The organism is Nitrosospira sp. NpAV, assembly GCF_000832065.1.
Lineage (GTDB): Bacteria > Pseudomonadota > Gammaproteobacteria > Burkholderiales > Nitrosomonadaceae > Nitrosospira.
The window spans coordinates 21,904-36,818 of the sequence record NZ_JXQM01000016.1; the positions used below are offsets into that span (position 1 = coordinate 21,904).

Below are 14,915 nucleotides of genomic sequence, written 5' to 3' on the forward strand. Positions count from 1 at the left end.
GCGTTACCGCGCATGCGCTACCGGCACGTCCTTCCAGTTTGTCGTGTAACCAGGTGACATATTTTCCCGGCGCATGGTCCAGGACTTTCGGCTCCCTGCTGAAAAAAGCGACACGGTATTGCGCCCGTAAATCCCATTCAGTTTATCCATGACCTGCATCAAGCGCTGCGACTTGTCTCCAGCCCCGTGTTGCGGCAACAAGGAGAGCTGTTGCACAGCAGCAGGGCCAATGCCTATCAGCATGACCCCCGTTTTCTTATAGGCGAAGCCGGGGCGGTAAATGCGTTTTAGGCCAAAGAGGGCGGCACGCACCAGCAAGCGGGTGTCGGAGCTGACATTGGGCAGCGGGATCGTGATGCCCTTGCTGTACTGCGGATCCTGCTCGCGGAAAGGATTGGTTTGCACGAAGACCTGGATGGCCTCGCAGACCGAATTTTCCCGACGCAGCGTTTCGGCGGCACTGCTCATGTAGGTGGCAACGGATTCGCTCAGCTCAGGCAAGGTATGCACTAGTTGCCCGAACGAGCGCGAGGAAATGATCTGCTTGCGCGGCGGCGCCACTTCTTCCAACGCCAGGCATGAGATGCCGCGCAGCTCATTGCCGGTGCGCTCCATCACCACGCCAAACTTCGCGCGCAGCCAGGAAGGTGCGGCATCGCGCAGTTGCTGTATGGTAGTGATTCCGGCCGCATGCAGCTGCAGGCCGATGCGCCGTCCTACCCCCCAGACCTCATTTACACCAATGTTTGCCAACAGAGAATCCACTTGGGCGCTCGGCATGGATGCCAGGTCGCAAACGCCATTAAATCGGGGCTGCTTTTTGGCAATGTGATTGGCCAGCTTTGCGAGCGTCTTGGAAGGGCCAATGCCCACGCATACCGGCAGGCCGGTCCACTGCCGCACGCGATAGCGGATCGACTGGCCCATAGCGGAAGCTGACGGCCACAGGCCGCCCAGGCCATTCAGGCTTAAGAAGCTTTCATCGATGGAATAGGTTTCCATATTGGGACTGTAGTCGCGCAAAATCGACATGACCCTATCCGACATGCTGCCGTACAAGGCGTAATTGGAAGAAAGCGCGACGATATTGTGCTTTTGTGCGAGTTCCTTTAACTGGAACCAGGGGGCTCCCATCTTGACCCCAATTTCTCTCGACTCACTTGAGCGCGCCACGCAGCAGCCATCGTTATTCGAAAGCACGACGACAGGGCGGTTTTCCAGATGCGGATTGAACACTCGTTCGCAGCTGACGTAAAAATTGTTCACATCCACCAGTGCAAAAATCTGCGGGGTTCCAATCGCGCTGGCTACCGTCATGACTCACACCACGAAGCGCGATACTGTTCCTACCACCACGCCCCACACCTGCAACTCTTCATGCTCCTGGAAGCGAATGGGCGCATAGGCAGGATTCTCGGCATGCAGCTCGATCACGCCTTCATGGTAATAAAGCCGCTTAACCGTGTATTCGTTATTGATGACCGCGAGCACGATATGGCGATGTTTCGCCTCAATGGAGCGATCCACCACCAGCATGTCGCCATCGTGGATGTTAGCGCCTGTCATGGAGTCGCCCATTACCCGGAAAAAGAAGGTCGCGGTTTTGTTGCGCACCAGGTAGCTATTGAGATCCAGCATCTCTTCAAGATAGCCGTCGGCCGGAGAAGGAAATCCAGCGGAAATGCGATACTGCAACAAGGGCAAGCGGCAGATTGTAGGAGCGAGCGCCGCGCGGGGCAGGGGAGGCAGGGCAGGGGTCTTGGAGGGAGAAATGAAAGGAATAATCGTAGTCATGGCGGGCATTTTTAGTATGATGTTGCGGACAGTATAAAGCCACTTTTGCCAGGATTACAATCTCGATCATGTGTGGACGATTCGGCCAGGCCTATCCTCGAATGAGCCTCAAAGACTGGTATCGCGCAGCCGCCATGCCGGAATTCGATCCGCGCTACAACATCGCGCCTACGACGAATATCGTGGTGATTCGCGACGGTGAAGAAGGGCGCGCAGGTTCCATGATGCGCTGGGGCCTGATCCCCTGGTGGTTCAAAGGTCCGGGCAAACTGCCGCTGCTGCATAACGCGCGTTCCGAGACCGTTCATGAAAAGAAGCTGTTCAAGGCAAGTTTCCGTCGGCAGCGGTGTATTGTTCCCGCGTCAGGTTTTTTTGAATGGCAGAAGCTCGCTGACGGCAGAAAACAGCCGTTCTATATTTCCTCCAGGGATGGGAATCCGCTCTCATTCGCCGGCATATGGGATAGCATCACGACAGGGGAGGGCGAGAGAGTCGATAGTTGTGCGATCCTCACCACGGATTGCAATGCTCTAATGCAGCCCATCCATGACCGCATGCCGGTGGTCCTGGCCGCTGAGGATTGGGATACCTGGCTTGATCCCATGCCATCGACGGATGAGGTGCTATTGCCCATCCTGAAGCCCTTTGCACCCGATCTGATGCAGCTATGGGCGGTATCTTCTGCCGTAGGAAATGTGGGGAATCAGGGAGAGGAACTCGTCAAGCCTTTAGCTTAGGGGGCTGACTTAAGAATTCATCCATAACCCACCGGCGCAATCACGCCTCCGGCTAAGATGACCCCTGCCAGCCACTTGGTTTCGCCATGACCCAAATGTACTGGATTGGCCTTTCTCAGCGACCGCCAGAGTGCCAGACCAACAACCCCGCTAGCAGCCAAGAGTCTACCGGACCGAGCAAGGGTTTGGCAATCGGGGTGCCGATCCCAAACAAGAGCGCGGCAGCCCATGCACTCAGCACGCCCGGGCTACGCGACAAGCTCATGTATCTTCTAGCGAGCAGGCATGGTTGGTTGTCCCTTGCTCGATCTGTACCGTGCTGTGATGGACAAAGAAGCGTGTATTGAGAATCTCCCTGATATTGTCCATAAAGGCATCGCCGGGGTAGCCACCCGGCATTACCAGATGGACGGTCAAGGCGCTTTCCGTGGTACTAAGTCCCCAGATGTGCAGATCATGGATGTCGATTACGCCAGGCTGCCCGCGTAGATAGGCATCAATTGCGGACATCTCTATATGCGCCGGTACTGCACTTAAAGCGAGTTGCATAGAATCGCGAAGCAGTCCCCAGGTACTCATGATCACCACGGCTACGATGATCAGACTGATAACAGGGTCGAGCCAATACCAGTGCGTAAAAATCATGGCTATGCCTGCAATCACCACACCTGCCGAGACAGCAGCGTCTGCTGCCATATGCAGGTAGGCGCCGCGAATATTTAGATCACCTTTACTTCCTTTCATAAATAGCCATGCGGAAAAGCCATTGATGATGACCCCGATAACCGCTACTAATGTAACCGTCAGGCCAGCTACGACAGGCGGGTGCGAAAAGCGTTGAACCGATTCCCAGGCAATTGCTCCGCAAGCAATCAATAGAAGCATGGCATTGGCCAGCGCAGCCAGGATTGAGCTGCTGCGTAAGCCGTAGGTATAGCGTTCATTCGCAGCCTTGCGCGCCAAAATGGAAGCTCCCGCTGCCAGCGCCAGGCCCAGCACGTCGGATAGATTATGTCCGGCATCGGCCATTAGCGCCATCGAGCTGGCGATGAAACCGTAGGTAAACTCGACCACTACAAAAGTCAGGTTCAGAGCGATGGCAATAACAAAGGCGCGCCCGTAATTATCCGGGCTGGGGTGTTGATGATCCCCGTGGGCATGCGGCGACCCTTCCGGAGAATTATTTGGATGGTTATGAGAATGTGTCATTTTAGTCCCCTACGGATGAGATTTCTCGGTTCGTAAAAAACAAGAGTTACGGCAGTATTACCCGCATGGACGCTTGCCGACGCAGTTCCGTATGCGATAAGCGAACGATCTTCCAGGCAGTTTGCAGACCTAAAGCCGCCATGCCACCTGCTACGACAACATCGGGCCAGCCGGTTTCCGTGCCGGATACCCCTAACGCCGCCAGCATGACGGCCACGTTGCCAATCATATCGTTGCGCGAGCAAAGCCAAACCGAGCGCATATTGGCATCCCCACTTCGGTAGGCCCACAGGATAAGGAAAGTCAGCAAATTCGCAATCAACGCGAGAGCACCAATTATTCCCATGGTTTCCGCTTCAGGCAATATTCCATGCAAGGCTTGCCAGATCGTAACGCCGCCTACCCACAGGCCGACCATGCCCATGGTAAGCCCTTTTGCCATGGCCGCCTTTGCACGATAACGCAAGGCCATACCGGCGACAAAAAGACTGATCCCGTAATTCCCAGCATCTCCAAGGAAATCGAGCGCATCCGCCTGCAATGATGCCGATTCAGCATGGGCACCCGTCACAATCTCAATGAGGAACATGGTGACATTAAGAATAAGCGCTACCCACAGAACGCGGCGATAGCGCATCTCTGTCTCCGGAGTTACCGGTGTATGAGTGCAGCAGGAAGTGCCCATAAATTTCTCGCCATTATTGTGATATGAAATAGAATGCACCCTATATCAACTATAGAGTCAAGAGATGGATCAGAATAAATTTTCGATTGGGACGTTAGGGCGGGCAACTGGCGTCAAGGTGGTCACCATCCGTTATTATGAGAAAATAGGGCTTCTAAGCGCGCCCCCCCGCTCGGAAAGCAATTACCGCCTCTATGGATCCTCAGAGTTGAAACGATTGGGATTTATCCGTCGATGTCGTGAGCTCGGCTTTACGCTCGACCAGATTTGCGAGCTATTAAGCTTGGGAGAACAAGCCAACCAAGACTGTTGCGCCGTTGATCAACTGGCTCATGGGCACAGGCTTATGATAGAACATAAAATATCTGACCTGGAACGTCTTGCCAGTGAACTTCGACGTATCAGCAGTCAGTGTCAGGGAGGTGTCATCGCTGATTGTCGTATCCTTGAAGCCTTATCCTCTTGAAGCATTTGCAAAGGAGTTCTTTGCCGTCTAATAGCACTGTACGTTTCGGAGCGGGCTATTCATAAAAATACCTTTGTACCGAACGCTTGGTGACGGTCGACTTTTGAAGGACACGACACATTGTTGGAATCACAACCGATAAGAGATATTACGCATGAAGTTTTTTGTAAAATACGAGATTGTCATATTATTATTATTTGTTCCGTTAATTGCATTTGCTCAACCCGACCCACAGTTAGATCGTCAATCCTTCATGTCGCAGTCTGCCTCATTTGCTTATGACTTGGGCAAGACCTACCAAATGGGAACGAACTGCAAAAAAGATCTTGGCAATCTTGCCGCTTCGAAAGCCGAGAGCCTGTTTATTCATTATATGTCTGAACAAGAGGTTCAACAGACGATGGACAATTACGAACGGGGGATGAAAGTCAAAAGCGGTATGGCTTGTGAGAGAACGGAGTTAAAGACCTTCTTACGCGGGTTTCGAGTAAAAATACCCGAATATACAAAAGCTGCCGTGCCGTTCATGCGTCCTCAGGTGAAACGGTAATCCTCTCATCTGAATCCCGCGCTTGATGCCTGAAATATTCGTTAAGCGTAGACTCGATTATCTTAAAACATAGATGGATTAGATAGTTCTATGAATTCATACATAGAGGCCCTATGTACAAATCGCCACAGAACCCATCTATAGGTATACAATCTAATTGCCATGAAGAAGCGTTTCATTCAGTCCGTCATATTTACCTTGCTCGTCTCTATGCTGACGACCGGATTCGGCTGGGCGTTTAATGGCGAAGTATTTGCGCATGAACTGGATCGCAAGCATCATGCGCTCTCCCTTGATCCGGTTGCGCTTCAACAAGCCCATGAGTTTGAGGCTTCTCATGATGGCAAGCATGTAGACGCCGCTATTGATTTATGCCTTCATGCGGCGGGACAATACCAGCCCTTCTTTTTTACAGTTCCCCCACTCGTTCCCGCTTCCCTCGGCATGGAGGCAATGACATTGTTTGTTCCTGTCATCGTTCCCGAATCCATTCCGGAATCCCCGCTTCACCCCCCCAAAACCAGCTTCGCAATTTAGACCGGCAAGTTCGCCCCGATTAACAATCTGAACGCTATTTAGGCAACAAAGTCGCCTAAACAACGTTAAGTGTTATCCGCCTACGCGAGCTTGCTGCACAGTCATCTGCTCTTCTTGTTCATTCAGTGGCTGATGACTCAATTGAGTTAGTGCATTACTTGCGGAGAAATCCATGAAATTTACCGTGTTGCCCACGGTGTGTTGGCAATTGGTGCCAGCCGGATCATTTATTCTGGCGCTCAGCTTTACATCTGCGGCCTTTGCCCAAAATACATTCTCAGGTGCGCTGCCTGCCGACGGATCAGATCGCTCCCCCCTCTCTGTCACCGAGGAAAAGAATGATCTCACATTGCGTGATGCCGCGCGTCTCACGTTGCAACGTAATCCTGAACTGGCGAGCTTCGGCAAGGAAATGCGTGCTCTTGAGGGGGCCACGCTTCAAGCTGGACTGCTGCCTAACCCTGAATTAATGGTGAACGTCGAGAATATCGGAAATATTCAACCACTTACAAACGATGTCAATTCTCCGGAGTCAGTCGCAAAAGAAGTGGTGCAGCAGCTTACTACGATTCGCATTAGTCAACTGATTGAGCTCGGCGGAAAACGTGCCGCGCGGGTAACAGCTGCATCGCTCAACCAGCAACTGGCGGCTCAAGACTTTGAAGCCAGGCGTGTGGAACTCATCGCCCGCGTGGCAAACGTATTTACCGAAGTGCTTGCGGGTCAAGAGCGTCTGCGACTGGCAGAGGAAAGCCGGGAGCTGGCGCAGAGGGTAGTAAGTGCGGTAGCAAAGCGCGTTCAGGCCGGCAAGGTTCCGCCCATAGAGGAGACCAGGGCGGGAGTGGCGTTTTCCACCACCCGAATTGAGCTGGAGCAGGCACAACGGGATCTGGTTGGAGCACGAAAACGGTTGGCTCTGCTATGGGGCAACGCTACACCGCAATTCAACAAAGCACTGGGAAATCTTGAATCGTCTGTCGCGTTGCCGGATTTCGAAACACTTGCGGAACGTGCGCTAGCTAGCCCCGTGGCGTTGCGCGCCATAAAAAACATAGAACAGCGTAAAGCGCTGTTGGAAGTGGAGCAGACGTTGCGCATACCGAACCTCACTGTTAACGCCGGTGTCGTGCACCACGCGCAACTCGGAGGCAATACACCTATAGCTGCCGTCGTCGTGCCGCTGCCATTTTTTAACCGCAATCAGGGCAATATCCAACAAGCCCACCAACGCGTAGACAAGGCCATTGACGAGCAGGCAGCCCTTGAGTTACGGCTTAAAACCGAGCTTACGCAGGCCTATGAGGCATTGTCGGCCGCGCAGCGAGAAACCGGCATTTTGCGCGAAGAGATACTACCCGCCGCCAGGAGCGCCTTCGAAGTCACTAACAAAGGCTATGAACTGGGCAAGTTCGGCTTTCTCGAAGTGCTGGACGCGCAAAGAACCTTATTTCAAAACCAGATCTTATATGTGCGCGCGCTGGCGAATTACCAACGCCTGGTCAATGAAATCGAACGACTGATCGCGGCGCCGATTGATAGCGTAGCAGAAGGCAAACTGAGCCCTTCGGCCAGTACTGGCAACAATGCGAATACAGCTTCAAGGAGCGGAATGTGAATAAAAGGCAAATAATTTTAATAGTCATAATTGTCGCTATAGGAGCTTTACTAGGCGCATTGATTCTGACGCGGGATAAGACAGTCTCCACTGACACCGCCCACAAGAAGCATGACTCAGCCGCTCCATCCGGTACCGCACAGCAGCAGCCAGACAATGCTGACCCATCCCATGCTCCGCACGACGATCATGACACTGACCCGGCCATCGACCCGCACGCACATTCTGAGACCCAAGCTACGCCGGCAGGGGGTAAAAACAGGGAAAACGAGCCAAGCAAAGGGCCAAAAGGTGGAAAGCTGTTTACCAAGGATGGCTTCGGTGTAGAAGTCACCATTTTCGAAAAAGGGGTGCCGCCGCAGTTGCGGCTCTACCTTTACGAAAAGGGCAAGCCGCTTCCTCCTTCTTCCGCGATAGTCACCGTCACGCTGTCACGTCTCGGCGCGCCGGCGCAGGTATTTAACTTCAAACCCGAAGCCGACTATCTGCTCGGCGACCATATAGTGGAAGAACCTCACTCGTTCGATATGGTGATCGCCGCCGAGCGCAAGGGTGAAACTTTTCGCTGGGGCCACAGCCAGGTCGAGGCACGCGTAGAAATATCGGATGAAGTGCTGAAGAGCATCGGGGTGGAAATACGCACTGCTGGGCAGGCTACGATCAGACCCACACTCAGGCTACCGGGCGAGATCGGATTCGACGAGCAAACTATTGTGCGCGTAGTGCCGCGTCTCCCTGGCCTGGTTACTGCGGTATATGGCCAGTATGGCCAACTGGTAAAAAAAGGTGAGGTGCTGGCAGTGGTCGAAAGCACGGTGCTGGCCGACCTGCGCAGTCAGCTCTTCGCAACCCAGAAGCGATTGGAGCTGGCGCGCATTACCTTCGAGCGTGAAAAGCAATTGTGGGAGGAAAAAATTTCCGCCAAACAGGATTATCTGGCTGCGCAGCAGGCTTTGAGCGAGGCGGAGATTAACGTTGACCTTGCCTCGGTCAAACTGCGCACCCTTGGCGTTCGGTCAGAAGCGATTGATCGGAAAGGTAACCTGGCACGCTATGAGATCCGTGCTCCCAATTTTGGTCTTATCACCGCTAGAGCCATCGCCCAGGGGCAGGTGCTCAAGGAAGATGAGCAGATTTTTACCATCGCCGATATATCGACCGTATGGGCGCAAATCACGGTGTACTCGAATGATCTGGATGTGCTTAAGCTGGGGCAGAAGGCAACGGTCAAAGCGACAGCTATCGAAGCCGAAGGCGAAGGCACTGTTTCCTACATCAGCGCGCTTATCGGCGCACAAACCCGCAGCGCCACCGCGCGGGTAATACTGGAAAATAAAGATGGAAGATGGCGGCCGGGCATGTTTGTCACCGCGGAGCTGGCGGTCGAGGAAATCCCGGTACCGGTTGCCATCTCGGCGGACGCTATTCAGACCCTGGACGACCACTCCGTGGTGTTTGGCCGCTACGGACGTTACTTTGAAGCGCGCCCCCTGAAACTGGGCCGCAGCGATGGCAGGATGGTTGAGGTTCTCAACGGACTTTCTGCGGGGGAGCAGTACGCGGCGCAGAACAGTTTTGCCATCAAGGCCGAACTCGGCAAGTCCGGCGCCTCGCATGAGCATTAAGAGCGCAACCAGCTACAGGCCGGAAGGACAATCAAAAGAAAGCAACCAGGGCGCAGATCATGATTGAACGTATTTTACAGATATCCATAAACCAGCGCGGGTTCGTGCTGGGAGGGGTTCTGGCAATGGCTGCTCTTGGAATCTACAGCTACCAGAGACTACCCATTGACGCAGTGCCGGACATTACCAACGTTCAGGTGCAAGTCAATACACAAGCGCCAGGATATTCCCCTGTGGAAGCCGAGCAGCGCATAACCTTTCCCATTGAGGTAGTGATGGCCGGGCTTCCTCACCTGCACCATACCCGCTCCATCTCACGCTATGGGCTGTCGCAGGTAACAGTGATCTTTGACGATGGTACCGATATTTATTTTGCACGCCAGCTGGTGAACCAGAGGATTCAGGAAGCACAGGGCAACTTGCCTGCGGGGATTGTGCCAACGATGGGACCGATCTCTACCGGCTTGGGCGAAATATTTATGTGGACGGTTGATGCCGAGGACGATGCGTTAAAACCGGATGGTTCGGCCTATAACACCACCGATTTGCGCGAAATTCAGGATTGGATCATCCGGCCCCAATTGCGCATGGTCAAAGGCGTTACCGAGGTCAATGCGATCGGCGGCTTCGTCAAGCAATATCATGTCGCGCCCTATCCTGAAAAGTTACTCTCCTTCGGTCTGACGCTCCAGGATGTTGTGCTCGCTCTGGAGCGTAACAACCTGAATGTCGGCGCCGGCTATATCGAGAAAAGCGGCGAGCAGTATCTGGTTCGAGTGCCCGGACAAGTGGTGAATCTGGATGAGATTGCGGACATCATTCTGGGTAGCCGTCAAGGTGTGCCGATACGCATCAAGGATGTCGCCGATGTAATTATCGGCAAGGAGCTGCGCAGTGGCGCCGCCACGCAGGACGGCGAAGAAGTGGTGCTGGGTACGGCACATATGCTGATCGGCGAGAACAGCCGCACCGTCTCTCAGGCTATTGCTAATAAGCTGACAGAGATTAATCGCAATTTGCCTAAAGGGGTAGTCGTCATCCCCGTTTATGACCGCACCGTCCTGGTAGACAAGTCTATTCGAACCGTAGCTACCAATCTGCTGGAGGGCGCTGCCCTGGTGATTGTGGTTCTGTTTCTTTTTCTCGGCAACCTGCGGGCCGCCTTGATTGCCGCACTTGTCATTCCGTTATCCATGTTGTTCACCTTCAGCGGCATGGTAGCCAACCATGTCAGCGCCAATCTGATGAGTTTGGGGGCGCTTGATTTCGGCATCATCGTGGATGGGGCCATCGTTATTATCGAAAACAGCATTCGGCGCCTGGCGCATGAGCAACAAAGGCTGGGTCGAGAACTTACCCCCACCGAGCGGTTTGCGATTGTTTTTGACGCCTCCAGGGAAGCGCGCAGGGTACTGATTTATGGGGAGCTCATTATTATGGTGGTCTACCTGCCTATCTTCGCGCTCTCGGGAGTGGAAGGAAAGATGTTCCACCCCATGGCTTTTACGGTGGTAATTGCGCTGCTGGGCGCGATGATTCTTTCGGTCACGTTTGTGCCGGCGGCAATTGCACTCTTTCTTTCCGGCAAGGTGGCAGAAAAGGAAAGTCCCGCTGTAGTTTGGGCGAAAAAAGTCTACGTGCCTGCGCTCGCTGCTGCCATGCGCAACAAGGGTGTGACGGTCACCCTTGCGGTGGTGATTGTTGTGCTCTCCGGTCTACTCACCACCAGGATGGGCAGCGAGTTCGTGCCCAGTCTCAATGAGGGAGATATTGCACTGCACGCAATACGCATTGTCGGCACAAACCTGACCACATCCATCGAAATGCAAAACGAAGTAGAGAAAAAGATCAAGACATTTGCCGAAGTTGAGCGGACGTTCTCCAAAATTGGGGTCGCCCAGATTGCCACCGACCCGATGCCGCCCAGCGTCGCGGACATATTCATTATTTTGAAACCCGAATCAGAATGGTCGGGGACGCACCACACCAAGGCACAGTTGGTAGCCGCAATTGAAAAGGCGGTGCGAGAGATCCCCGGCAACAACTACGAGTTCACGCAGCCGATTCAGATGCGTTTCAACGAATTGCTATCGGGTGTGAGGGCGGATGTCGCCGTGAAGGTGTTCGGTGATGACATGGAGACTCTGCTCGCGGTGGGGGAACAAATCGAGAATGTTCTGAACACTGTTCCCGGCGCCGCAGATGTGCGAACCGAACAGATTACGGGATTGCCGGTGCTTTCTGTGCAAATCGATCGCGCAAAAATGGCACGGTATGGCTTGAATGTGGTGGATGTCCAGGATGCCGTCACCATTGGCGTTGGGGGAACTATGGGCACAGCTGGAAGAAGTGCCGGCCTCATTTATGAGGGTGACCGCCGCTTCGATCTTCAGGTTCGGTTGCCGGAGTCCATGCGTGGCGATATCGAAGCCCTCAAGCGTTTGCCAATCAGGCTGCCTGCTTCTAACGCGGGGGGTCCAGCCGCTTCTCCAAATAATCTTTTCGGCTACATCCTGCTCGGTGAGGTGGCCAATTTGGAAGTCGTTCAAGGGCCTAATCAAGTGAGCCGCGAAAACGGCAAGCGCAGAGTCGTGGTTACTGCCAATGTACGAGGGCGCGACCTCGGCTCCTTTGTAAATGAAGCGGAAGCGCTGATTGCTCAAAAGGTACAGATTCCTTCCGGATACTGGGTGACGTGGGGCGGGCAATTCGAGCAACTAATTTCAGCCGCCCAGCGACTCCAGGTTGTCATTCCACTTGCCCTTGGTCTGATCCTCGTTCTGCTTTATACGATGTTCGGAAATTTCCGGGATGGGCTGCTGATGTTTACCGGGGTTCCCTTTGCCCTCAGTGGAGGGGTAATGGCTTTGTGGCTGCGTGACATTCCCTTGTCCATCTCTGCCGGCGTGGGATTTATCGCATTGTCCGGTGTGGCAGTGTTGAATGGCCTGGTCATGCTGGCCTTTATACGTGACCTTAGGGAAAAAGGATTAACGCTCGATGACGCCATTCAAACCGGGACACTTACCCGGTTGCGGCCGGTGCTGATGACCGCACTGGTAGCGGCGATCGGTTTCATTCCCATGGCCTTAGCCACAAGTACGGGTGCGGAGGTACAACGCCCACTCGCAACAGTAGTAATAGGCGGCATTCTTTCCTCTACCGCGCTGACGCTGCTGGTATTGCCGGTGCTGTATCGACTCGTTCACGGACGAGATGCTTCGAATAAAGAGACATCGGGAGGTCCTGAGATGAAAGAGATACAAGCTTAATAAGAACCTCGTCAGTTCAACGGCATGATCTCCCCCAGAACGATTAGGGTCAACTCAACCGTAATCCCTTATCCCAGGAAAGGAGTCGCGCCGTGGCCGAAAAATTGAAGTTGGACCTGTCCCTGGTTTTACCGGCCATACCTGACGAGCGCGATGCGTGCGTGGAGCGTCTGGCAGAGTTGCTGCAAGCCGAAGGCATGGAGCAAGTGCATGTTATTTCCGAAGATAATAATGCTCGTCTTTGTCTGCACTATGACCCAGAGCGGTTTAGCGTGAGTCGGGTGCGCGAATTGGCGCAAGCGGCCGGCGCCAGAATTGGGAACCAGTTCCACCACGAGAATCTGCATATTGACGGCATGGACTGCGCCACTTGCGCCACGGTTATCGAGCATGCGCTGCAGCGCATGGACGGTGTGTTGGAAGCATCGGTAAGTTACGCCGCGGAACGTTTGCGCCTGGAATTTGATGCTGAAAAAATTGATCGTGCGGCGGTTACCGGACGCATCCAGGCGCTCGGATATTCCGTACCGGAGGAGGGCCGCGCGACTGGATGGGTTGCAGAACATCGCGAGCTTATGGTGAGCGGCATTGCAGGGCTTTTACTGCTGACAGGTTGGCTTTCGGGTCTCGCCGGTGCCCCTCGCGGCCTGTCGCTCGGTCTTTTGATGGGCACGTATGTGACAGGCGGATTCTATACGCTGCGTGATGCCTGGCAGAGTTTACGTAGCCGACGGTTCGACATCGACATCCTAATGGTGGTCGCTGCCGCCGGGGCCGCAGCGCTCGGTGCTTGGGAAGAGGGCGCTCTCCTGCTGTTTTTGTTTAGCCTCGGCCATGCGCTGGAACATATGGCGATGGATCGCGCGCGCAAGGCTATCGAAGCCTTGGCAGAACTCGCTCCCAAGACTGCCTTCGTACAGCGGAATGGTGTGGAGATCGAGGTGCCGGTCGAAGAACTGTTGCGCGGCGACAAGGTGATTGTCAAGCCCGGCCAGCGTCTTCCCGCCGATGGCCAGGTAGTATCCGGCAACTCGGCGGTGGATCAATCGCCGGTTACGGGCGAATCCATGCCGGTGGACAAGGAGCCGGGCGACAAGGTGTATGCCGCTACCATCAATGGCGAGGGGGCGCTGATTATTGAAGTCACGAGGTTAGCGCGGGAGAGCACATTGTCGCGCATGGTGGAGATGGTGGCCGAAGCGCAAGCGCAAAAATCCCCTACGCAGCGTTTTACCGATCGTTTTGAACGTATTTTCGTGCCTGCGGTGTTGGTGGGGGTCGGACTGCTCATTGTACTTCCGCCGTTATTTGATTTCCCTTTTGCGGAATCTTTTTATCGCGCCATGGCAGTACTCGTGGCGGCTTCTCCCTGTGCTCTAGCTATCGCGACGCCATCGGCTGTGCTGTCCGCTATCGCACGTGCTGCGCGTGGAGGTGTATTGATAAAGGGGGGTGCGCATCTGGAAAGCTTAGGCACGGTGTCCGCCATTGCCTTCGACAAGACGGGAACGTTGACCCTCGGCAAGCCTCAACTGACGGACGTTTTCGACATTATGGGAAACGAGGCGCGTTTGCTAACCGTGGCCGCCGCTGTGGAAAGCCGTAGTGCGCACCCTCTGGCACAGGCGGTCGTAGCGGAGGCAACGGCGCGCGGCTTAAGCTGGAGCCAAGTCGACGAGGTCGAGTCAATTATGGGAAAAGGCATGCGCGCAAAATTCGATGGGCAAAAAGTGGTCATTGGTAACGCCAGGTTGTTTGATGGAGAGCCCATACCGGACGTCATCCAGCAGCAGATGCTACGCCTCCAGACGGAGGGCAAAACTCTTATGCTGATCCAGATGGAGGGTCAGTTCCTGGGTATCTTGGGGTTGGCCGACACGCCGCGTGCAGGAACGCGTGAGGTACTTGAGCACCTGCATCGGCTCGGCATCCGCAAAACTATTATGCTCACCGGAGACAATGAAGTGGTAGCTAATGCCATCGCGCGCGCGGTTGGGTTGGACGAAGTTAAAGCGGGGTTGCTGCCTGAAGACAAGGTCAAGGTCATGGAAGAACTCGCGCAACGCTATGGGCAAGTGGCCATGGTCGGTGACGGGGTCAATGACGCGCCCGCCATGGCGCGGGCCACGATTGGCATTGCCATGGGTGGTGCTGGCACCGATGTGGCACTGGAAACGGCGGATGTGGCGCTGATGGCCGATGATCTGAGCAAGCTACCCTTTGCTGTGGCGCTCAGTCGCGCGTCCAGGGACGTTATTCGACAGAACCTTTGGGTGTCGTTGGGCGTAGTAGCGTTGCTGATACCGGCCACATTATTAGGATGGGCGGGTATCGGGGTAGCTGTACTGATACACGAGGGCTCGACCCTAGTCGTGGTGATAAATGCATTACGTTTGTTGGCGTACAAGCCATGAAGTGCATCTAC

12 protein-coding genes are annotated in these 14,915 nt (G+C 54.5%); 8 read left to right on the plus strand and 4 right to left on the minus strand.

Annotation, left to right across the window (positions count from 1 at the left end):
- Nucleotides 1-3: 3 nt before the first annotated feature.
- On the minus strand, nucleotides 4-1,317 hold the full coding sequence (locus SQ11_RS10285; protein ID WP_052494163.1) for a Y-family DNA polymerase: 1,314 nt from the start codon (nucleotides 1,315-1,317) through the stop codon (nucleotides 4-6).
- Between the two features lie 3 nt (nucleotides 1,318-1,320).
- The gene (locus SQ11_RS10290; protein WP_084226813.1) at nucleotides 1,321-1,794 is read right to left on the minus strand and encodes a LexA family transcriptional regulator; all 474 of its coding nucleotides are present in this window, start codon (nucleotides 1,792-1,794) and stop codon (nucleotides 1,321-1,323) included.
- Nucleotides 1,795-1,862: 68 nt separating this feature from the next.
- On the opposite strand from SQ11_RS10290, the gene SQ11_RS10295 reads away from it, so the two are divergent.
- Nucleotides 1,863-2,531: an SOS response-associated peptidase gene (locus tag SQ11_RS10295; RefSeq protein WP_041514087.1), complete on the plus strand. Its 669-nt coding sequence runs from the start codon at nucleotides 1,863-1,865 to the stop codon at nucleotides 2,529-2,531.
- A 261-nt stretch (nucleotides 2,532-2,792) separates the two neighbouring features.
- Here SQ11_RS10295 and SQ11_RS10300 read toward each other — a convergent pair whose 3' ends face one another.
- Entirely contained in the window at nucleotides 2,793-3,740 is a 948-nt protein-coding gene (locus SQ11_RS10300; RefSeq protein WP_041514088.1) for a cation diffusion facilitator family transporter, read from the minus strand.
- A 46-nt stretch (nucleotides 3,741-3,786) separates the two neighbouring features.
- Nucleotides 3,787-4,377: a cation transporter gene (locus SQ11_RS10305; RefSeq protein ID WP_232297964.1), complete on the minus strand. Its 591-nt coding sequence runs from the start codon at nucleotides 4,375-4,377 to the stop codon at nucleotides 3,787-3,789.
- 112 nt (nucleotides 4,378-4,489) lie between these two features.
- Here SQ11_RS10305 and SQ11_RS10310 point away from each other — a divergent pair, with 112 nt between their 5' ends.
- The 7 genes from SQ11_RS10310 to SQ11_RS10340 all read left to right on the plus strand — a co-directional run bounded on the left by SQ11_RS10310 (nucleotide 4,490) and on the right by SQ11_RS10340 (nucleotide 14,904).
- Complete coding sequence (locus SQ11_RS10310) at nucleotides 4,490-4,891, plus strand: helix-turn-helix domain-containing protein (protein WP_041514090.1); 402 nt, start codon at nucleotides 4,490-4,492, stop codon at nucleotides 4,889-4,891.
- Nucleotides 4,892-5,045: 154 nt separating this feature from the next.
- A complete protein-coding gene (locus tag SQ11_RS10315; protein WP_041514091.1) occupies nucleotides 5,046-5,441 on the plus strand; it encodes a hypothetical protein in 396 nt (131 codons plus the stop codon).
- 162 nt (nucleotides 5,442-5,603) lie between these two features.
- On the plus strand, nucleotides 5,604-5,978 hold the full coding sequence (locus SQ11_RS10320; RefSeq protein WP_041514092.1) for a hypothetical protein: 375 nt from the start codon (nucleotides 5,604-5,606) through the stop codon (nucleotides 5,976-5,978).
- A gap of 172 nt (nucleotides 5,979-6,150) precedes the next feature.
- Entirely contained in the window at nucleotides 6,151-7,593 is a 1,443-nt protein-coding gene (locus SQ11_RS10325; protein ID WP_084226808.1) for a TolC family protein, read from the plus strand.
- Nucleotides 7,590-9,218 carry an efflux RND transporter periplasmic adaptor subunit gene (locus tag SQ11_RS10330; RefSeq protein WP_041514093.1) on the plus strand — a complete coding sequence of 543 codons (1,629 nt, stop codon included), beginning with the start codon at nucleotides 7,590-7,592 and terminating at the stop codon, nucleotides 9,216-9,218. The genes SQ11_RS10325 and SQ11_RS10330 overlap by 4 nt, the downstream gene beginning before the upstream one ends.
- 59 nt (nucleotides 9,219-9,277) lie before the next feature.
- A complete protein-coding gene (locus SQ11_RS10335) occupies nucleotides 9,278-12,490 on the plus strand; it encodes an efflux RND transporter permease subunit (protein ID WP_041514094.1) in 3,213 nt (1,070 codons plus the stop codon).
- Between the two features lie 92 nt (nucleotides 12,491-12,582).
- Nucleotides 12,583-14,904 carry a cation-translocating P-type ATPase gene (locus tag SQ11_RS10340; RefSeq protein WP_041514095.1) on the plus strand — a complete coding sequence of 774 codons (2,322 nt, stop codon included), beginning with the start codon at nucleotides 12,583-12,585 and terminating at the stop codon, nucleotides 14,902-14,904.
- The last annotated feature ends 11 nt before the right edge of the window (nucleotides 14,905-14,915 follow it).